The organism is Pseudomonas sp. NPDC087185 (genome assembly GCF_044744955.1).
In the GTDB taxonomy this organism is placed as follows: domain Bacteria; phylum Pseudomonadota; class Gammaproteobacteria; order Pseudomonadales; family Pseudomonadaceae; genus Aquipseudomonas.
This window is the reverse complement of sequence record NZ_JBIUZK010000011.1, coordinates 1-22,199: the sequence shown is the minus strand read 5'-3', so window position 1 is coordinate 22,199 and position 22,199 is coordinate 1. Positions and strand designations below refer to the sequence as shown.

At 67.8% G+C, this 22,199-nt stretch carries 4 protein-coding genes; 1 reads left to right on the top strand and 3 read right to left on the bottom strand.

The window, feature by feature from the left end; all coding sequences use genetic code 11:
- Window positions 1-61 precede the first annotated feature (61 nt).
- The gene (locus tag ACIPIJ_RS27285; protein WP_401082937.1) at window positions 62-2,536 is read left to right on the top strand and encodes a TonB-dependent siderophore receptor; all 2,475 of its coding nucleotides are present in this window, start codon (window positions 62-64) and stop codon (window positions 2,534-2,536) included.
- 71 nt (window positions 2,537-2,607) lie between these two features.
- On the opposite strand, the gene ACIPIJ_RS27280 is transcribed toward ACIPIJ_RS27285, so the two are convergent.
- The 3 genes from ACIPIJ_RS27280 to ACIPIJ_RS27270 form a co-directional block, all read right to left on the bottom strand.
- Window positions 2,608-3,570, bottom strand: coding sequence for an alpha/beta hydrolase (locus ACIPIJ_RS27280; protein WP_401082934.1), 963 nt, complete (start codon window positions 3,568-3,570; stop codon window positions 2,608-2,610).
- 63 nt (window positions 3,571-3,633) lie between these two features.
- Window positions 3,634-21,372: a non-ribosomal peptide synthase/polyketide synthase gene (locus tag ACIPIJ_RS27275; RefSeq protein WP_401082933.1), complete on the bottom strand. Its 17,739-nt coding sequence runs from the start codon at window positions 21,370-21,372 to the stop codon at window positions 3,634-3,636.
- On the bottom strand, window positions 21,372-22,199 hold an 828-nt coding region (locus ACIPIJ_RS27270; RefSeq protein ID WP_401082930.1), incomplete at its 5' end, for a phosphopantetheine-binding protein. The genes ACIPIJ_RS27270 and ACIPIJ_RS27275, both read right to left, overlap by 1 nt.

Genomic DNA, 22,199 nt, shown 5'->3' with positions numbered 1-22,199 from the left:
TCTGCGTCTTACTAGTGGAAATCTAAATCATTATCAATAGCCAGCCTTTCCAGAGCCTACGATGCCAACCACACACAACCTCTCACCCCTCACCACGGCGCTGAAACTACGCCGCCTGCTGCAACCCAAGCTGCTCGGATCGACCATGGGGATGGTCATGTCCTTGCCGCTCGCAACCCAGGTGATGGCCCAGGACATCGACTTCAACATCCCGGCCCAGCCACTGTCGCGCGCGGTCATGGCGTACGGTCAGCAAGCCGGGCTGCAGGTGCTGTTCAGCCCCGAAGACCTCGAGGGCATGCAGGGCAACGCAGTTGTCGGCCGCTTCAGCGCACAGTCGGGCATCAGCCAGTTGCTCGGCAACGCGGCGGTCAACTACAGCTTCCAGAATGGCACCCTGACCATCACCGCGCGCAGCAAGGGTAACGCGGTGGAACTGGGCGCCACCAACGTCAATGGCCAGGGCCTGGGCGCACAGACCGACGGCACCGGCTCGTACACCACAGGCCTGAGCAGCACCGCCACGCGCATGAACCTGTCGCTGCGCGAGACCCCGCAGTCGATCAGCGTGGTCACACGCCAGCGCATGGACGACCAGGGCCTGAACAACCTCACCGAGGTACTCCAGCAAACGCCTGGCCTGTCGGTGCAAAGCCTGGGCAGCGAGCGGTTCAACATCTACTCGCGCGGCTACTCCGTCGACAACTACCAGTTCGACGGCATCCCCACCACGCTGGATATCGCCAGCCAGGTGTCGGCCCAGAGCCTGGCCGACATGGCCATCTACGACCGTGTCGAAGTGCTGCGCGGTGCCACCGGCCTGATGACCGGCGCAGGCGACCCCTCGGCCACCATCAACATGGTGCGCAAGCGCCCCACTGCCGAGTTCAAGGGGCATGTCAGCGCAGGCGTCGGCTCGTGGGACAAGTACCGCACCGAAATCGACCTCTCCGGCCCGCTGACCCCCACCGGCAACGTGCGCGGACGCATGGTGGCGGCCTACCAGCAGAACAACAGCTACGTCGACCATTACTCCCAGGAAAAGCAGATCTTCTACGGGATCCTCGAAGCCGACCTGAGCGACAGCACCCTGCTCACGGTGGGTGCCGATTACCAGAAGAACGACCCGCAGGGCTCTTCCTCGGTGGCCTTCCCGCTGTTCTACAGCAACGGCAAGCAAACCAACTTCTCGCGCTCGACCAACAGCGCCGCACGCTGGAGCCACAACCCGCAGGACGCGCTGAACACCTTTGCCAGCATCGAGCAGAAACTGGCCTACGACTGGAGCCTGAAGGTTTCGGTCAACCAGATGTACATCAAGCGTGACGACTACAAGCTGGCCACCGCCAGCTGGGGCTTCCCCGACGTCAACACCGGCGCTGGCGTGCGCCTGTACGGCGGCGCCGGCAGCACCTGGCAGAAGCAGACCGGCCTGGATGTCCAGGCCCAGGGCCCGTTCCAGTTGTTCGGCCGCCAGCATGAGCTGATCGTCGGCTACAACTTCTCGCGCTATGAAAACCGCCATTCGCCCCTGCGCGGCACGGCCATCGAGGGCACCTTCGTCAACTTCTACGACTGGGACAACTACACCAACGAGCCGAACACCGGCAATGGCAAGCTCTATGACGGCGACACCACCATCTACCAGAGCGGCAGCTACATCGCCACGCGCCTGCGCCCGACCGACGACCTGTCGATCATCCTTGGCGCGCGCGCCAGCAACTACAAGTACAACTACGACCTGGAATATGTACTGACCCCGGCCAGCAACCGCAACACCCAATACCGCGAAAGCGGCGTGGTCACGCCCTACGCCGGTGTGGTCTACGACCTCAACGACATCCACTCGGTCTATGCCAGCTACACCAGCATCTTCAAGCCGCAAAGCGTGCGCGACGCCACCGGTGCCACCCTCGACCCACGCGAAGGCGACAACTACGAAATCGGCCTCAAGAGCGAGTTCTTCGGTGGCCGCCTGAACACCAGCGTTGCCGCCTATGAGATCAAGCAGGACAACCTGGCCGTAGTCGACCCCGGCCAAGTGGTACCTGGCACCACCACGGCCGCCTACAAGGCCATCAGCGGCGCCACCACCCGCGGTTTCGAAGTGGAAGCCAACGGTGAGCTGATGCCCGACTGGAACGTCGCCGCCAGCTATAACCACAGCATCACCAAAGACGCCGACCACGAGCGCATCAACACCGAGGCCCCGGCCAATATGGTCAAGCTGTGGACCACCTACCGCCTGCCGGGCGACTTCAACCGCCTGACCGTCGGCGGCGGCGCCAACTGGCAGAGCGGCACCCACATCACCGTCACCCCAAGCACGGCGCTGGGCACCGTCAAGGCCAAGCAGGAGCAATTCACCGTGGTCAACCTGATGGCCCGCTACCAGCTGACCGACCAGCTTTCCACCACCCTCAACGTCAACAACGTGTTCGACAAGAAGTACATCAGCGCGCTGGACACCACCTTCTACAGTGGCTACTACGGCGAACCGCGCAACGTGATGCTCTCGGCCAAATACCAGTTCTGAGCAGGCCATAAAAACAGCGGGCATCCCTGGATGCCCGCTTTTTTATGGCCCTGATGTTGCCTGAGCCCTGTTCAACGCGCTGGCAGCGCCTGCAGCCATTGCCCCAGGTCGCGGTAGATGCCTTCCACCGCCCCGACAATGCCGGCCATGCGCAGGTAGTCATGGGTCAGCCCTTGTTCGTCGCGCAGCGTCACCTGCGTACCGCTGGCCTGCAGGTGGCGCGCGTAGGCCAGGCCTTCGTCGTACAACGGGTCGAAACCTGCGAGGCCGATGTAGGCCGGAGCCAATGGCGGCAGGTCCTTGGCCTGCAACGGCGAGGCGCGCCAGTCCAGGCGGTCGGCCCGGTTGGGCGCGTAGTGCTGGTAGAACCAGCGCAACGTCTGGGTTTCCAGCAGGTAACCGGCCGCATGGCGTTGATGCGAGTCGCGCTCCTGGCTGATGTCGGCCACCGGGTAGAACAGCAATTGCGCCAGCGGCTGTACTGCCAGCGTGGCCTGCGGCAGCGCCGCAGCGATCGCCAGCCCCGCCGCCAGCGAGGCGCCGACACTGTCACCGGCAAACACCACACGCTCACGGTCCAGCCCCAGCGGCGCGGCGGCATCGGCCAGCCAGGCCACGGCATCCTCGCAATCGAGCTGCGCCGTCGGGAAGGCATGTTCCGGCGCGCGCCGGTAGCTCGGGGCCAGCACCGCGAACTCGCCCAGGCAGGCCAGGCGTCGGCAGACGGCTTCGTGGGAGTCGAGGCTGCCCACCACATAACCGCCACCGTGCAAGTAGAGGATCACCGGTTGCTTAGGCGCCGCGCCCGGGCGCCGGTACAGGCGCGCCGGCAACAGCGCGCCATCGCGCGTCGGCACCTGCAGTTCGGTTACCGACAACTCGCTGGGCGGGCTCGGGTCGATGACCTGCGAACTGGCTTCGAAATCGCTACGGGCCTGCTCGACCGTCAGTTCGTGCATGGCGCGGCTGGCGCCGCTCAGGCGGCCGAACTCGACAAGTTCGAGGAAGGCGGCCAGGTCGGGGTTGAGTGACATTGCGTATCCTTGATCAGTGATTCGTCAGAAGCCGGCCCGGGTCCCCGGGCCGGCCAGTGTGTTTCAGCCGCGCAGCGGCTGGGGTTGTGCCAGGCACTCACAGGCCTGCTCGATCAGCGTCTGCTGCTGCAGCATCTGGAAATGCGTGGCCGCCACCGGGTAGCTCGCCTGCACATTGCCCAGCGCCTGCTCGAATGCCGCCCGGCCTGGCCGCTCGGCCTCGGCGTTCCACCAGCACAGCGTCGGCGCCTGCACCGCAGGCAATGCCTGCAGCTGCTCACCCAGGGCCTTGAGCCTCATGGCCACGGCAAAGGTGTGGGCCAGGTCATCGACCGAGAAGTTCAGGTGTGCGCGCCAGTCATCCCGCTCGCGCAGCAGCCCTTCGATCAGCCCCTGGATCCGCGCCGCGTCCTCCCCGGCAGGCAAGGCAAAGGCAGGCAATTGCTCAGGTGCCCGATTCAGCGCGATGCTGAGGAACTGGCGCAGTTCGTGCCCCCAGTCCGCCGCCGGCACCGTGCCCTGCGCGCGCGGCACATAGCTATCCGCCAGGCCCAGCCAGGCCACCTGCTGCCCCTGGCGTTCCAGCTCGTGCGCCACCAGCACCGCCAGCGGGCCACCCAGCGACCAGCCCAGCAGGTAATACGGGCCATGCGCCTGCTTCTGGCGGATGTACTGGGCGTAGTCGATGGCCATGGCGGCCAGCGACTCGTCGCGCCATTGGCGATCGATCTGCATGCGGCACTGCAAGCCATAGACGCTGCGGATGCCCTCCAGGCTGCGGGCCAGTGGCTCGTAATCGAACACCGTGCCAAACCCTGCGTGCAGGCAGAACAGCGGCGCCCGCCCGGCGACCTTGCCATTGAGCGGCAACAGCGGGTCAAGCGCACGCTCGTCCACAGGCTGATAGCCCGACAGCTCGGCGATGGTCGGCTTGCTCATCATGTCGCGCAGGCTCAACGTCAGCCCCAGCTCCGGTTGCGCGCGGACCTTGCCCAGCACCTTGAGGGTGCGCAGCGAATCGCCGCCCAGCTCGAAGAAGTTGTCGGTCATGCCCACTTGTTCGAGTTCCAGCACGTCCTGCCAGATCTGCGCCAGTGCCCGCTCCAGGGCATTGCGCGGGGCCAGGTAGGCCGAGCGCTGCAGCTGTGGATCCGGCAGCGCCTTGCGGTCGACCTTGCCGTTGGGGCTGAGCGGGAACGCCTCTAGCAGCACGACCTGCGCAGGCACCATGTAATCCGGCAACTGCCCTTGCAAGGCGCTGCGCAGGCTGTCGCCGTCGACCCCGCTCGCCGCTACCGCATAGCCAATCAGCTGGCGACTGCCCTGCACGTCGCGCGCCACCACCAGGGCATCGCGCACGCCGGGCTCGCGGCGCAGGCAGGCCTCGATCTCACCCAGCTCGATACGGAAGCCGCGTACCTTGACCTGATGATCCACCCGGCCCATGTAGTCCATCACGCCGTCTTCACGCAGGCGCACCAGGTCACCGGTGCGGTACAACCGGCCACCCTCGCCGCCGAACGGGTCGGCGACGAAGCGTTCGGCACTCAGGCCAGGCTGGGCACGGTAGCCGCGGGCAAGGCCGATGCCACCGATGTACAGTTCACCGACCACGCCATGTGGCAGCGGGTTGAGCTGATCGTCGAGCACGTACAAGGTACGGCTGCCGACCCGCTGGCCGATCGGTGCCACGGCCGCGCCACAGACGTCGGTATCGCCGGCCTTCCACAGCAGTGGCGTGACCACGGTTTCGGTCGGGCCGTAGCCGTTGGTGATCCAGCGCGGTCGCAGGTTGCGCCGCACCAGCTCGAAGCTGGCCTCGGCCACCGCATCGCCACCGAAGCAGTAGACCTGCACCGGCGGCGGGTTGTCGCGCCCTTGCCCATACTCGGCCAGCTGCTGCAGGTACGCCGGCGGGAAGCAGGCGATGCTGATGCCATGGGCGTGCAGCGCATCCCAGGTTTCCTGCGCCGTCCACAGCCGGTTGCCGCGCAGTACCAGGCCACCACCGGCCAGCAGCGTCGACAGCCAGCGCTCCTGCGCACCGTCGAAGGCGAACGACATGAACAGCAGCTCGCGGGTCTGCGGGTTCATCGCGTAGCGTTCGATGATCGCCTCGCAATGCATCTGCAGCGGCCCGCGCGCCACCGCCACGCCCTTGGGCTTGCCGGTGGAGCCGGAGGTGTAGATCACGTACGCCAGGCTGTCGCCATGCACCTGCGGCTGCGGGGCATGGTCGCCGGCGCCGATCAGGTCCAGTTGTTCCAGGTCAAGCCGGCGCACCTGCGCCACAACAGGCAGGCGCTCGGCCACCGCGCCCTGGGTCAGCAACAGGGCCATCCCGGAGTTCTCGGCGATCCATTTCAGGCGCTCGGCGGGGTAGTCGATGTCCAGCGGCACGTAGCCGCCACCGGCCTTGAGCACGGCGTAGAAGGCCACGATGACCTCGACCGAGCGCTCCAGGGCAATACCGACCAGCACTTCCGGGCCCACGCCCTCGGCCACCAGGCGGTTGGCCAGGCGGTTGGCGCGCAGCTCCAGTTCGGCAAAGGTCAGGGCGACGTCGTCGCACACCACCGCCAGTGCCTGCGGCCGTTGCACGGCGTTGGCCTGCAGCTGCTCAAGCAGGTTGGCAGCCTCGGTGCGCGGTGCCGGCAGGCGGTTGGCCTCGGCCAGCAGGCTGTACTCGGCCTGGCCCAGGATGCCCAGGTTGCCGATCCTCTGCGCCGGTGCATCGAGCACGCTCTGCAGCAGGTGCTCGAAACTGTCGCGGATCTGCGCAGTGCCCTTCTCGGTGAAGCGGTTGCGTAAGTACAGGAACTCGATGTTCAGGCGCTCGCCCAGGTTTACCGCCAGGTCCATGGCGTAGTTGGTGACATCGCGGCCCTGGGCCTCGCCGAAGCGCAGCTCGCCCTGGCCCAGGCCCTGCAGGCGTTCGTCCACCGGGTAGTTCTCGAACACGATGATGCTGTCGAACAACGCTTGCCCGCCCTGGCCCGACCAGCGCTGCACATCGGCCAGCGCCGCATGCTCATGGTCGCGCACTTCCAGGTTGTAGGCCTGCAGCTCCAGCAGCCACTGGTCGAAGCGCTGGCCCGGCGCAGGTGCCTGGATGATCGGCAAGGTGTTGATGAACAGCCCAAGCATCTGCTCCGAACCCGGCAGGGTCGCCGGGCGGCCCGCCACCGTGGCGCCAAAGCAGACGTGCTGACGGCCGCTGTAGCGCTGCAGCAGGATCAGCCACACCGCCTGCACCAGGGTATTGGGCGTGACCCGCAGGCGCTGGGCCTGCTCACGCAGCCGCGCAGTGCGCGCAGCGTCCCAATCCAGGTAAAGCGCCGCGTGCCCCGCAAGGCTCGGGTCGGCCTTGGGGTACAGGCTGTCGGCCAGCAGGGTGGGCGCTTCCAACTCGCCCAGCTTGCCTTTCCAGAACCCTTCCAGCGCGGCTTGCGGCTGGGCCTGCAGCCAGGCGATGTAGTCGCGGTAGCGCCCTTGCTTGGCCGGCAGCGCCTGCCCGGCATAGGCCACGAACACTTCGGCGAGCAATTGCGAGTTGCTCCAGCCATCCATCAGCAGGTGATGACGGGTCCAGATCAGCTGATGGCGCTGCGCGTCCAGCCTGACCAGGGTCAGGCGCATCAGCGGCGCGGCCTGCAGGTCGAAATTGGCTGCGCATTGCTGGGCCAGGCTGGCCAAGGCTTGCGCGTCGACCTCGCGGTCGCGCCAGTCCAGCACAGTCAGCGGCATGCGCGCGGCGCGGTGCACCACCTGCAGGGGCTCGGCACTGCCGGCATTGCCGTGGAAGCTGCTGCGCAGCACCTCGTGGCGGGCGATCACGGTGTCCCAGGCGGCCTGCATGCGCTGTACGTCCAGGCCCTCGACCGGGACGCTGGTCTGGTTGATGTACAACTGCGCATCGGGCTCGGCCAGCGAATGGAAGTACATGCCCATCTGCATCGGCGACATCGGGTAGATGTCCTCGATGTCCCTCGGCGCCGTCGGCAAGGCATCGAGCTGGGCCTGGTCGAGGCCTGTCAGCGGGAAGTCCGACGGCGTAACGCCGGCACTGTCTGCCAACAGGCAGTGCTCGATCAAGCCTGCCAGTTGAGCGCTGTAGCGGTCGGCCAGCTGCTGGATCACCTCGGGTGCATAGCGCTCGCGGCTGAAGGTCCAGTTCAGGCTCAGTTCACCGTTGAACACCCGGCCATTGACCAGCAGGTCGTTGTTCAGCTCGGCATCGGCACCTTGTTCGGCGCCGCCCTGGGCGGAGCAAGGCACGAACAGCGCGGCCTCGTCGTCAGCGGCAAAGCTGCCGTCGAATTGGCCCAGGTAGTTGAAGGTCACCTTCGGTTGCGCCAGCGCTGCCAGCGCCTGGCGCTGGGCATCGCTGCCCAGGTGGCGCAGCACACCATAGCCCAGGCCCTTGTCGGGGATGGCGCGCAGTTGCTCCTTGATGGCCTTGATCGAAGCGGCCAGGTCGGCCCGCGGGGTCAGGCGCAGCGGGAACACCGTGGTGAACCAGCCCACCGTGCGGGTCAGGTCGACGTCGTCGAACAGCGCCTCACGGCCATGGCCTTCCAGGCGGATCAACGCGTCGTCGCTGCCGGTCCAGTCGGCCAGGGTGCGCGCCAGGGCAGTCAGCAGCAGGTCGTTGACCTGCGTGCGGTAGGCCGCTGGGGCCTGCTGCAACAAGCGCTGGGTCATGCCTTGGTCGAGACGCGTGCGCACGGTCTGCACGTGCTGGCTGTGCTGGGAGCCTTGCGGGTTGTGGCTCGGCAGGGCGATCGGTGTACCGTGCAGCTGCGTCAGCCAGTAGTCGAACTGGCCGGCCAAAGCAGGCGATTGTGCATGGGCCTGCAGGCGCTGGCCCCACTGCTGATAGCTGCTGGTCTTGGCCGGCAGTTGCAGCGGCTGGCCGGCGGCCAGTTGCTGGTAGGCGGTTTGCAGGTCCTCGAAAAGGATGCGCCACGACACACCGTCCACCACCAGGTGGTGGACCACCAGCAGCAGGCGCTGCTCGCCATCGGGCAACTGGGCCAGCACGGCGCGCAGCAGCGGCCCGTTGCCCAGTTCGAGGCTGGCCTGGGCCTGTTCGGCCAGCGGCAGCCACTCGCTTTCGTCAGACAGCTCGGCGTGCCAGAGCAACGCGGCTTGCACGTGCGGCGCCGCATGCTCGGCCTGCCAGCCAGTAGCCTGCTCGGTAAAGCGCAGGCGCAGGGCATCGTGATGGTTCAGCAGCGCGTGCAGCGCCTGTTCGAGCCACTCGGCGTCTACCGCCATGCGCATTTGCAACACCACCGACTGGTTCCAGTGGTGGCGGGTGGTCATGGCATTGCCGAAGAACGTCTGCTGGATCGGCAACAGCGGCATGCCGCCGGTCACCGGCCCTTGGGCCTGCTGTGTCACCTCCTCGAAGCGTGCCACCCGGGCCAGGGCCTGGATGGTCTGCTGCTCGAACAGGTCCTTGGGGCTGAACCGGATACCCGCCTGGCGGGCCCGGCTGACCACCTGGATGGAGATGATCGAGTCACCGCCCAGCTCGAAGAAGTTGTCGCTGACACCCACCTGCGCCAGACGCAGCACGTCTTGCCAGATGCCTGCCAGCGCCTGCTCCATGGCCCCTTGCGGTGCCACGTAAGCCTCCTGCGCCTGGCGCGCGTCCGGCTGCGGCAGGGCCTTGCGGTCGAGCTTGCCGTTGGGGTTGAGCGGCAGTTTTTCCAGCAGCAGCACATGCGCCGGCACCATGTAGTCGGGCAGTTGCGCCTTGAGCTGGCCCTTCAGCCGCTCGCGCAGCGCGCCTTCGTCGGCGCCTGCCTCCACCACCAGGTACGCCACCAGCTGCACACCGGCCGGCCCTGGCTGGGCCAGCACCACCGCTTCGCGCACCTGGGCGTCGCCCAGCAGGCAGGTTTCGATTTCGCCCAGCTCGATGCGGAACCCGCGCACCTTTACCTGGTGGTCCACCCGGCTCACGTAGTCCACCTGGCCGTCGGCCAGGTAGCGCACCAGGTCACCGGTGCGGTAGGCACGCGCGCCCGGCTCGACCGCGAACGGGTCGGGCACGAAGCGTTCGGCGGTCAGTGCCGCCTGGCCGTGGTAACCACGGGCCAGGCACGTGCCGCCGATGTACAGCTCGCCCACCGCGCCCAGCGGCAACAGCTCGACGCTTTCACCCAGCACGTACAAGCGGGTGTTGGGCAGGGCACGGCCGATCGGCACGCTGCCCGTACCGGCCTGGGTGCGCTCGCCGTGGGTGGCGTTGATCGCCGCTTCGGCCGGGCCGTAGCGGTTGTACAGGGCCACCCCTGGCAGGCGTTGCCGGGCACGTTCGAGCAACTCGCGCGACAGCGCCTCGCCGCCGGAGAACAGCCGTTTGAGGCTGCTGCACGCGGCCAACCCCGGGGTTTCGATGAAGGCCTGCAGCATCGATGGCACGAAGTGCAGGCTGCTCACCTGCTGCGCCTGGATCAGCGCCACCAGGCGCTCCGGGTCACGCTGGTCGCCGGGCTCGGCCAGCACCAGGCGCCCACCGGCGCTCAGCGGCCAGAGGAACTCCCACACCGACACGTCAAAGCTGAACGAGGTCTTCTGCAGCACGCCCTCGCCGGCTTCCAGGCCATAGGCCTGTTGCATCCACAGCAGGCGGCCGAGCAAGGCGCCGTGGTGGTTGCCCACCCCTTTCGGGCGGCCGGTGGAGCCGGAGGTGTAGATGATGTAAGCCAGGTTGTCGGCACCCACCGCGGTCACCGGGTTGGCCACGCTGTAGCCCTCCAGCGCCAGCGCATCCACCTCCAGCACCTGCAGCGTGCGCCCGGCCAGCGGCAGGCCCGGGCGGCTGGCACGGTTGCTCAGCAGCAGCGCGATGCCGCTGTCGTCGATCATGTAGGCCAGGCGTTCGGCCGGGTATTCCGGGTCCAGCGGCACGTAGGCGCCACCGGCCTTGAGCACCGCCAGCAGGCTGACCACCATTTCGACGCTGCGCTGCAGGGCGATGCCCACGCGTACGTCCGGGCCGACACCCAGTTCGATCAGGCGCTGCGCCAGGCGGTTGGCCTGTTCGTTCAGCGCCTGGTAGCTCAGTGCCTGGTCGGCGAACACCAGTGCCGTGGCCCCTGGCGTGCGCTGTGCCTGTTGCTCGAACAACGCGTGCACCGCGGCGTCGGCGCCGTAGTGCAGCTGCTCGCCTTGCCAGCGGTGCAGCATCGCCTCGCGCGCGTCGCCCACGGCGAATTCGAATGCGCCCAGGCAGGCCTGTTGTGGCGCCGTGGCCAGCCAGTCGAGCAACTGCAGCAGGTGTTCGTTGAGGCGCTCGATGGCCGCCGGGCTGAACTGCGCCAGGTCATGGCTGTAGTGCAGGTCCAGGCTGCTGCCCATGCCAACCGCCAGGCTCAGCGGGTAGTTGGTGCGCACGTTGTTGGCCACGCTGCCGAACACCAGGTCGGCAGGCGCTTCTTCCTGCAGCACCTCGGCGATCGGGTAGTTCTCGAACACGAGGATGTTGTCGAACAGCGCCTCGCCACCCTGCCCGGCCCAACGCTGGATATCGAACAGCGGGGTGTGCTCGTAGTCACGCAAGCCCAGGTTCTTCGCCTGCACCGTCTGCAGCCAGTCAGCCACACTGTGCTCGGGGCGTGGCCGGGCGACCACTGGCAAGGTGTTGATGAACAGGCCGATCTGTTTTTCGATACCGGCCAGCTCGATTGGCCGGCCTGCCACGGTGGCGCCGAACACCACCGTGTCCTGGCGGGTATAGCGCTGCAACAGCAGCAGCCAGGCGGCCTGCATCAGGGTGTTGAGGGTGACCTTGTGCTGGCGCGCTGCGGTGTTCAGGCGCTCGGCCCGCTCACCCGCCACGCGTACCGAATGGATGCCATGCCCTTGCCCGGCGGCACCCAGGCTGTCCAGCCCGCCCGTGCCCGCCAGGCGGGTCGGGGCGTCCAGGCCGGCCAGTTGCGCCCGCCAGAACGCCTCGGCAGCGCTGGCATCCTGGCGTTGCAGCCAGCCGATGTAATCGCGGTAGCGGCCGCTGGCCTGGGGCAGGCTGCCATGGGTGTAGTGCTGCATCACCTCACCCATCAGCTGCGAGCTGCTCCAGCCATCCATCAGGATGTGGTGGTTGGTGTAGATCAGGTGGTGCTGGTCAGCGCCGGTGTTCACCGCCAGCAGCCGCAACAGCGGCGCAGTGGCCAGCTCGAAACCACGGCGGCGTTCGGCTGCAGCCAGGCCGTCCAGGGCCTCGGCCAGGTCGTCGGCGGCAGGCCGGGCGAGCACCTCGAACGGCATGCCGACCTGGCGTCGCACGCATTGCAGCGGCTGCTCCAGGCCTTCCCAGAGGAAGCTGGTGCGCAGGATATCGTGCTTGTCCATCACCGCCTGCCAGGCCTGGCGGAAACGCGCCAGGTCCAGGCCGCGTACATCCAGGCGCATCTGCCCCAGGTACTGGGCGCTGCCCTGCTCGTACAAGCTGTGGAACAGCATGCCCTGCTGCATCGGCGACAGCGGGTAAAGGTCCTCGATCTGCCGTGGCTCGCCTGCCAACCGGTCCAGGCGCGCCTGGTCCAGCTGCGCCAGCGGGAAGTCCGAAGGCGTCACGCCGGCGTTGCCCGGCGCAATGCAATGGGCGATCAGCGCCTGCAACTGGGCCTGATAGGCTTGCGCCAATGCTTCGATGGCCGCGCTGTCGAACACCGCGCGGCTGAAGGTCCAGTTCAAGCTCAGGCGCCCCTCGTACACCTGGCCATTGACGGTCAGCCAGTTGCCCAGCGGGGCATCCGCGGCCTGGTCGGCACCGGCACTCTCGCCGGACGGTGCGAACAGTGCGGCAGCGTCGCCGCTGAAGCTGCCATCGAACTGGCCCAAGTAGTTGAAGGTCACCTTCGGTTGCGCCAGCGCTGCCAGCGCCTGGCGCTGGGCATCGCTGCCCAGGTGGCGCAGCACACCATAGCCCAGGCCCTTGTCGGGGATGGCGCGCAGTTGCTCCTTGATGGCCTTGATCGAAGCGGCCAGGTCGGCCCGCGGGGTCAGGCGCAGCGGGAACACCGTGGTGAACCAGCCCACCGTGCGGGTCAGGTCGACGTCGTCGAACAGCGCCTCACGGCCATGGCCTTCCAGGCGGATCAACGCGTCGTCGCTGCCGGTCCAGTCGGCCAGGGTGCGCGCCAGAGCAGTCAACAGCAGGTCGTTGACCTGGGTCCGATAGGCTGCGGGAGCCTGCTGCAGCAACTGCTGGGTCACCTCGCGGTCCAGGCGCACCTGCACAGTATGGGCGTCGCGATTGTATTGCGCGGCGTGCGGATGGGCGCACGGCAGCGCGGGGGCCACAGCACTCGACTGGGTCAGCCAGTAATCGAACTGTGCATCCAGGGCGCCGTCGCGGGCATGGCCCAGCAAGCACTCGCCCCACTGCTGGTAGCTGGCCGTCTTGGCCGGCAGTTGCAGCGGCTGGCCGGCGGCCAGTTGCCGGTAGGCGGTTTGCAGGTCCTCCAAGAGGATGCGCCACGACACGCCGTCCACCACCAGGTGGTGGATCACCAGCAGCAGGCGCTGCTCGCCATCGGGCAACTGGGCCAGCACGGCGCGCAGCAGTTGCCCGCGCGCCAGGTCGAGGCTGGCCTGGGCGCGCTGGGCCAGGGCCTGCACGGTATCGCGATCGGCAGCTTCGGCCTGCCACAGCAGTGGCTCGCGCTGCTGCAGGGCAGCCACGTCGGCCAGCGTCAGGTGGCTGGCCTGCAGCGCTTCACCTTGGCCGACGAAGCACAGGCGCAGGGCATCGTGATGGTTGACCAGCGCCGCCAACGCCTGCTCGAGGAGCGCCGCTCGCAGCGGCTCGCCAGGCGTGAGGGAAAGCGACTGGTTCCAGTGGTCGGGTTGGCTCAGGCCTTTGTCAAAGAACCCTTGCTGGATCGGCAACAGCGGCATGCCGCCGGTCACCGGCCCTTGGGCCTGCTGCGTCACCTCCTCGAAGCGTGCCACCCGGGCCAGGGCCTGGATGGTCTGCTGCTCGAACAGGTCCTTGGGGCTGAAGCGGATACCCGCCTGGCGGGCCCGGCTGACCACTTGGATGGAGATGATCGAGTCACCGCCCAGCTCGAAGAAGTTGTCGCTGACACCCACCTGCGCCAGACGCAGCACGTCTTGCCAGATGCCTGCCAGCGCCTGCTCCATGGCCCCTTGCGGTGCCACGTAAGCCTCCTGCGCCTGGCGCGCGTCCGGCTGCGGCAGGGCCTTGCGGTCGAGCTTGCCGTTGGGGTTGAGCGGCAGTTTTTCCAGCAGCAGCACATGCGCCGGCACCATGTAGTCGGGCAGCTGCGCCTTGAGCTGGCCCTTCAGCCGCTCGCGCAGCGCGCCTTCGTCGGCGCCTGCCTCCACCACCAGGTACGCCACCAACTGCGCACCGGCCGGCCCTGGCTGGGCCAGCACCACCGCTTCGCGCACCTGGGCGTCGCCCAGCAGGCAGGTTTCGATTTCGCCCAGCTCGATGCGGAACCCGCGCACCTTCACCTGGTGGTCCACCCGGCTCACGTAGTCCACCTGGCCGTCGGCCAGGTAGCGCACCAGGTCACCGGTGCGGTAGGCACGCGCGCCCGGCTCGACCGCGAACGGGTCGGGCACGAAGCGTTCGGCGGTCAGTGCCGCCTGGCCGTGGTAACCACGGGCCAGGCACGTGCCGCCGATGTACAGCTCGCCCACCGCGCCCAGCGGCAGCAGTTCGGCGCTGTCACCCAGCACGTACAAGCGGGTGTTGGGCAGGGCACGGCCGATCGGCACGCTGCCCGTACCGGCCTGGGTGCGCTCACCGTGGGTGGCGTTGATCGCCGCTTCGGCCGGGCCGTAGCGGTTGTACAGGGCCACCCCTGGCAGGCGTTGCCGGGCACGTTCGAGCAACTCGCGCGACAGCGCCTCGCCGCCGGAGAACAGCCGTTTGAGGCTGCTGCACGCGGCCAACCCCGGGGTTTCGATGAAGGCCTGCAGCATCGATGGCACGAAGTGCAGGCTGCTCACCTGCTGCGCCTGGATCAGCGCCACCAGGCGCTCCGGGTCACGCTGGTCGCCGGGCTCGGCCAGCACCAGGCGCCCACCGGCGCTCAGCGGCCAGAGGAACTCCCACACCGACACGTCAAAGCTGAACGAGGTCTTCTGCAGCACGCCCTCGCCGGCTTCCAGGCCATAGGCCTGTTGCATCCACAGCAGGCGGCCGAGCAAGGCGCCGTGGTGGTTGCCCACCCCTTTCGGGCGGCCAGTGGAGCCGGAGGTGTAGATGATGTAGGCCAGGTTGTCGGCACCCACCGCGGTCACCGGGTTGGCCACGCTGTAGCCCTCCAGCGCCAGCGCATCCACCTCCAGCACCTGCAGCGTGCGCCCGGCCAGCGGCAGGCCCGGGCGGCTGGCGCGGTTGCTCAGCAGCAGCGCGATGCCGCTGTCGTCGATCATGTAGGCCAGGCGTTCGGCCGGGTATTCCGGGTCCAGCGGCACGTAGGCGCCACCGGCCTTGAGCACCGCCAGCAGGCTGACCACCATTTCGACGCTGCGCTGCAGGGCGATGCCCACGCGTACGTCCGGGCCGACACCCAGTTCGATCAGGCGCTGCGCCAGGCGGTTGGCCTGTTCGTTCAGCGCCTGGTAGCTCAGTGCCTGGTCGGCGAACACCAGTGCCGTGGCCCCTGGCGTGCGCTGCGCCTGTTGCTCGAACAGTTCATGCACATGCGCTTCGGCGGCATAGGCGATTGTCGGAACCTCGTTCCAGGTCTGCAGCTGCAGTTGCCGCTCGGCCGGCATCAGCAGTTCCAGCTCGGCAACGCGTGCCTGCGCCGGCTGCTCGACGATCTGCAACAGCAGGTTGAGCAGGTGCTGGTTGAGCTGGCCGATGATCGCGCCGTCGTAGTGAGCGCAGGCGTAGCTGTAGTGCAACGACAGGGTCTGGCCCAGGTTGACGGCCAGGGTCAGCGGGTAGTTGGTGCGCACCACGCTGGTGATATCGCTGAATGCCAAGCCTTGCGGCGCGCCCTGCTGCAGGGCTTCGGAAATCGGGTAGTTCTCGAACACCAAGATGTTGTCGAACAGCGCCTCGCCCCCCTGCCCGGCCCAGCGCTGGATGGCGTTGAGTGCGGTGTGCTCGTATTCGCGTGCCGCCAGGTTGGTCGCCTGCAGGTTTTGCAGCCACTCACCCAGGGCCAGCCCAGCTTGCGGCGTGCCAAGCACCGGCAAGGTGTTGATGAACAGGCCAATCATCTGCCCGGCGCCGGCCAGCCCGGCCGGGCGCCCTGCCACGGTAGCGCCGAAGGCCACGCAGGCCTGGCCGGTGTAGCGTTGCAGCAGCAGCTGCCAGGCACCCTGCACCAGCGTGTTGACGGTGACCTTGTGCCGGCGCGCGCAGGCCTGCAGGCGCTGGGTCTGCTCGGCGCTCAGGCGGGCATGGAAATCGTCGTGGCCGGTGCCGGCCTGCACCTGGTCAGCCACGGCTTCGGCCAGGCGCGTGGGGGCTTGCAGGGCCTGAAGCTGGCCCTGCCAGAACGCCTCGCACTGCATCGGGTCCTGCTGCTCGAGCCAGCCGATGTAATCACGGAAGCGCGCCGGGGCCCCGGTGGGGGCCTGGCCACGGTAGTGCTGCAGCACCTCGCCCATCAGCTGCGCGCTGCTCCAGCCGTCCATGAGGATGTGGTGGCTGGTGTAGATCAGGTGGTAATGATCATCCTCGGTACGGGCGAGCAGCAGGCGCATCAACGGCGCGCAGGCGAGGTCGAACCCGGCATCGTGCTCTTGCCGGGCCAGGGCTTGCAGGGCCGCGTCGCGGTCATCACGGCCACGCAGGTCTTCGATGCGCATCGGCATCGGCAGCGACCGGTGCACCAGCTGCAACGGCCGCTCGCCGAGGTTCCAGAGGAAGCTGGTACGCAGGATTTCATGCTGTGCCAGCACCTGCTGCCAGGCGCCCTGGAAACGCTGCGGGTCCAGGCCGCTGACGTTCATGCGCATCTGGTTGATGTAGCCGCTGGCACGCTGCTCGTAGAGGCTGTGGAACAGCATGCCCTGCTGCATCGGTGACAGCGGGTAGATGTCTTCGATCTGCCCCGCCGCGACCGGCAAGCCATCGAGCTGGGCTTGCGTGAGGCCGGCCAGGGGGAAGTCCGAAGGGGTGACGCCAGCCTGCTCCGGCTCGGCGCAGTGAGCCACCAGTGCCTGCAGTTCGTCGGCATACTGCGCGGCGAGTTGCTCGATGGTCGCGCTGTCGTACTGCGCTTCGCTGAAGTGCCAGCCCAGGCGCAGTTGCCCGTCGTAGACCTGGCCGTTGATGGTCAGCCAGTTGCCCAGTGGCGCCTGCTCGCTGTGTTCGGCACCTGCCGGTTCTGCGGCGGGTGCCCACAGCTGGCCTTCGCTGCCGTCGAAACTGCTGTCGAATTGGCCCAGGTAGTTGAACGTCAGACGCGCAGCGGGCAGTGCCGCCAGCGCCGCACGCGTGGCAGCATCGCCCAGGTAGCGCAATACGCCAAAGCCCAGGCCCTTGTCGGGAACGGCACGCAGCTGTTCCTTGACCTGCTTGATCGAGCCAGGCATGTCTGCGGCGGGGGTCAGCAGCACCGGATAGACGCTGGTGAACCAGCCGACGGTGCGGCTCAGGTCGATGTCTTCGAACAGCGCCTCGCGGCCATGGCCTTCCATCTGCACCAGCAGCGAAGCCTCACCGGTCCAGCGCACCATCACCCGTGCAAGCGCGGTCAGTAACAGATCGTTGACCTGGGTCCGGTAGCTGCTGTTGCAGGCCTGCAGCAACTGGCGCGTGGCCGCGGCATCGAGGCGGGTGTGCACATGCTGTGCGCGGCGGCTGGCCAGGTCGTCGCTGGCGCGATCGCGCGGCAGGTCGAGCGGCGCCTGTTGCAGGCTGGCCTGCCACTGCTGCACCTGGGCCTGGCGCGCATCGGCCTGCGCCCAGTCGCGCAGGCGCTCGGCCCAGGTTTTCAGGGCGCTGGTCTTAGCCGGCAGCGCAGCCGGCTGGCCGGCCAGGTTGCGCGCGTAGGTGGTGCCCAGGTCCTCCAGCAGGATGCGCCAGGACACACCGTCCACGGCCAGGTGGTGGATCACCAGCAGCAGCCGCTGCTGGCCATCTGGCAGTTGTGCCAGCATGGCCCGCAGCAACGGGCCGTGGGCCAGGTCGAGGCTGCGCTGAGCGCGTTCGCAGGCTGCCAGCAAGGCGTCGGCATCGGCCACTTCGACCTGCCACAGCAGGGGTTGCGCCTGGGCCTGCTCGACGCTGCGGTAGTTGGCCTGCCATTGCCCGGCCTGTTGCTCGAACACCAGGCGCAGGGCGTCGTGGTGACGCAGCATCGCCTGCAGGGCCTGTTCCAGGGCCTCGGCATGCAGGGGCTCGGTGGCCTTGAGCAACAGCGACTGGTTCCAGTGCTGGCGCTGCGGCACAGCGTCTTCGAAGAACAACTGCTGCACCGGCAGCAGCGGGGTCGGGCCGACCACCGGCGACTGGTCGATCAACAGCACCGGCCCGCCCACCTGGGCGACCCGGGCCAGGCCCAGCACCGTCTGGTGCTGGAACAGGTCCTTGGGCGTGAAGTGAATGCCTTGCGCCCGCGCCCGGCTGACCACCTGGATGGACACGATCGAGTCGCCACCCAGTTCGAAGAAGTTGTCCGCCAGCCCTACCCGCTCAAGTTTCAGCACCTGTTGCCAGATGTCGGCGATCTGCTGCTGCAGCGGCGTCTGCGGCGCCTGGTAGGCCTGCTGCAACGCGCTCAGGTCCGGTTGCGGCAGGCGCTTGCGGTCGATCTTGCCATTGGGTGTCAGCGGCAGGCTGGCCAGCACCTGCAGGTGCGTCGGCACCATGTAATCGGGCAACTGCTGCTTGAGTCGGGCGCGCAGGGCTTCGCGCAGCTCGCCCTCGCGGGCATTGTCGGCCAGGATGGCCTCGGCCGCTTCCGGCACCACATAGCCCACCAGTTGCTGGCCACTCGGGCCTTCGCAGGCCACCACCACAGCTTCGCGAATGCCCTCGCCTTCGAGCAGCCGCGCCTCGACCTCACCCAGCTCGATACGGAAGCCGCGGACCTTCACCTGGCGGTCGATGCGCCCGAGGTAATCGATGATGCCGCTGCCACGCTGGCTCACCCGGTCACCGCTGCGGTACAGCCTGGCACCCTCGCCGAACGGGTCTGGCACGAAGCGCTCGGCGGTGAGTGCCGGGCGCTTCAGGTAACCACGGGCCAGGCCCTGGCCACCGAGGTACAGTTCGCCGGGGATGCCCAGTGGCAGCAGGTTGAGGTCGGCATCGAAGACATACGCACGTCGCTCGCCGACACGGTCACCGATCGGTGCGTAAGCCGCGCCGCAAGGGTCGTGCTCGGCAGCCTTCCAGATCAGCGGGGTGACCACCGTCTCGGTCGGGCCATAGCCGTTGATGATGTAGGTCGGGCGCAGCACGCGGCGGGCAAGGGCGTAGCTGGCCTCGGCCACGGCATCGCCACCGAAGCAATACACCCGCAGCGGCGGCGGGTTGCCGTCGCGCTCGGCGTGCTCGGCCAGCTGCTGCAGGTACACCGGGGGGAATGCCGCCACGGTCACGCCATGGGCGTGCATGGCGTTGTAGGTCTGCTCCGGGGTCCACAACTGCGGGTCACGGATCAGCAGCGAAGCACCGTGGGTCAACGCGGTCAGCCAGCGCTCATGGGCACCGTCGAAGGCAAACGACATGAAGTGCAGTTCGCAGTCGGCCGCACTCATCTCGTAGCGCGCACCGATCGCCCGGCAATGCATGGCGATCGGCCCGTGGGCGACGGCCACGCCCTTGGGCAGGCCGGTGGAGCCGGAGGTGTAGATGACGTAGGCGAGGTTGTCGGCAGCCACCGTCACCGCAGGCGCATGACTGGGCTGGGCGGCCAGGTCCAGCCGGTCCAGCGCCAGCGTCGCCAGGCCCTCGGGCACTGGCAGGCGCTGCAGCAGCGGGCTGTCGCTGAGCAACAGGGCCATGCCGCTGTCCTGCATCAGGTAGGCCAGGCGCTCGCGCGGGTACTCTGGGTCGAGCGGGGTGTAGGCGCCGCCGGTCTTGAGCACCGCCAGCAGGCTGACGACCATCTGCAGGCCGCGCTCCAGGGCAATACCCACCAGCACTTCCGGGCCGACGCCTGCACGGATCAGGGCATGGGCCAGGCGGTTGGCCTGCTGGTCGAGCTCGGCGAAGCTCATGCGCTGCCCGCCAAACAGCAGCGCGGTGGCGTCCGGCGTCTGCGCCGCCTGCTCGGCGATGCGCACGTGCACCAACGGGCCCTCGACATGGCGCAGGTCGGGCGCATTGCGCTCGGCCAGCAGATGGTCGCGCTCGGCCGGCGCGAGCAACGGCAGTTCGGCAATGCACTGCGCCGGGTTGGCGACGATGCCGCGCAGCAGCGTCAGCCAGTGGCCGCCCAGGCGCTCGATGGTCGTGGCGTCGAACAGGTCGCAAGCATAGGTCAGCGACGCCCACAGGCCGTCCTCACCCTCGACGGTATCCAGGGTCAGGTCGAACGAGGCGTTGTGGCTTTCCCAGAACATGCCCTCGATGCTCAGCCCCGGCAGCTGCCGGGCGCGGTTGTCGCGAGCCTGGTGGTCTTGGCGCTGGTGGTTGTACATCACCTGGAACAGCGGGTTGTGGCTGAGGCTGCGGTCCGGTTGCAAGGCTTCGACCAGTTGCTCGAACGGCAGGTCCTGGTGGGCCTGGGCACCGAGCACCACCTGCTTGACCTGCTGCAGCAGCGCCCGGAAGGCCAGCGGCCCTTCGACCTCTGCGCGCAGCACCTGGGTGTTGACGAAGAAGCCCAGCAGGCGGTCGGTCTCGACCCGGTTGCGGTTGGCGGTGGGCACGCCGACGCGGATGTCGGCCTGCCCGCTGTAGCGGTGCAGCAGCACCTGGAACGAGGCCAGCAGCAGCATGAACAGGGTCACCTGTTCTTGTTGCGCCAGGGCCTTCAGGGCTTCGCTGAGGGCGCGGTCCAGTGGCAGGTCGAAGCGGGCGCCACGCAGGCTTGGCTGTGCCGCGCGCGGGCGGTCGGTGGGCAACTCCAGCACCGGCTGGCGCTCGCCCAGTTGCTCGCGCCAGTAGGCCAACTGCTGCTCGCTGCCGCCCGCCTCCATCCAGCGCCGCTGCCACACGGCATAGTCGGCGTACTGGATGGCCAGGGCCGGCAGGGTCACCGGGCGCTGCTCGACAAAGCCCAGGTACAGCTGCATCAGTTCGTCGACCATCACCTGCATCGACCAGCCATCCGAAACGATATGGTGCTGCACCATCACCAGCACGTGCTCGTCCGCGGCCACTGCCAGCAGGCCAACCCGCACCAGCGGGCCGCGCTCCAGGTCGAAGGCCTTGGCCACCTGCTGTTCGATCAACGCCTGGATGTGCGCTTCGCGTTCATCCGGCGCGCTGCCCGCCGGCAGTTCGAGCTGCTCGATGGTCAGCGGCAGCTGTGCCAGCACCTGTTGCCGCGGCCGCTCGCCGTCGAGCACGAAGGTGGTACGCAGGGTTTCGTGGCGTGCGACCAGGGCATCGAACGCCTGTTGCAGGGCTTCGCCATTCAGCTGCCCGCGCAGGCGCAGCGCCGTGGGGATGTGATAGGCGCTGCTGCCAGGCTCCAACTGCCAGAGGAACCACTGGCGTTCCTGGGCGAACGACAACGGCAGGTGGTCGAGTTCTTCGCGGGTCTCGGGGATCGGCAGGTTGGCTGGCGAGACCTGCTGCTCGGCCATTTTCGCCAGGTACTGGCGACGCTTGTCCAACGGCAAGGCGATAAAGCGTTTGGCGATGCGCAGGGCGGCGGAACGGTCCATTACACCTCCTCCATTTCGTCGAGCAGGCTTTCCAGCTGGTCGAGGGTGGCGTTGTCCATGCCATCACCCCCTTGTTCCAGCTGACGGGCCAGTTCGCCCAGGGTCGGGTATTGGAAAATCAATTGCGCAGTTGCCTTCATACCAAGCTCGAGTTGAATGCGTGAAACCAGGCTCACGACGAGAAGAGAGTGGCCGCCCAGGTCGAAGAAGTGGTCGTTCAGGCCGACCGTCTCGAGCTTGAGCACGTCCTGCCAGATCGCTGCCAGCTGGCATTCGACCGGGCTCTGCGGCGCCACATGGAGATGTTGTTGCTGCGCCACTTGCGGCGCCGGCAGCGCCTTGCGGTCCAGCTTGCCGTTGGGGCTGAGCGGCCATTGCGCGAGCAGCACCCATTGGCTGGGGACCATGTACTCGGGCAGGTTGGCCTTGAGGTGGGCCTTGAAACGCTCGCGCAGTTGCACCTGGCGTTGCGCCTCCAGGACGGCCTCGGCGGCCAGCACGTAGCCCACCAGTTGCGGGCCGGCGGCGCCCGGCTGGGCGAGCACCACAGCTTCACGCACGTCGGCCAGGTCCAGCAGGCGCGCTTCGATCTCGCCCAGCTCGATGCGCTGGCCGCGGATCTTCACCTGGTGGTCCAGGCGGCCGAGGTATTCGATCGCACCGTCAGCGCGGTAGCGCACCCGATCACCGGTGCGATACAGGCGTTCACCGTTACCCAGCGGGCTGGCGACGAAGCGTTCGGCGGTCAGCGCCGGGCGGCGGTGGTAGCCGCGCGCCAGGCCGACGCCACCCAGGTACAGCTCGCCGGCAACGCCCGGCACCACCGG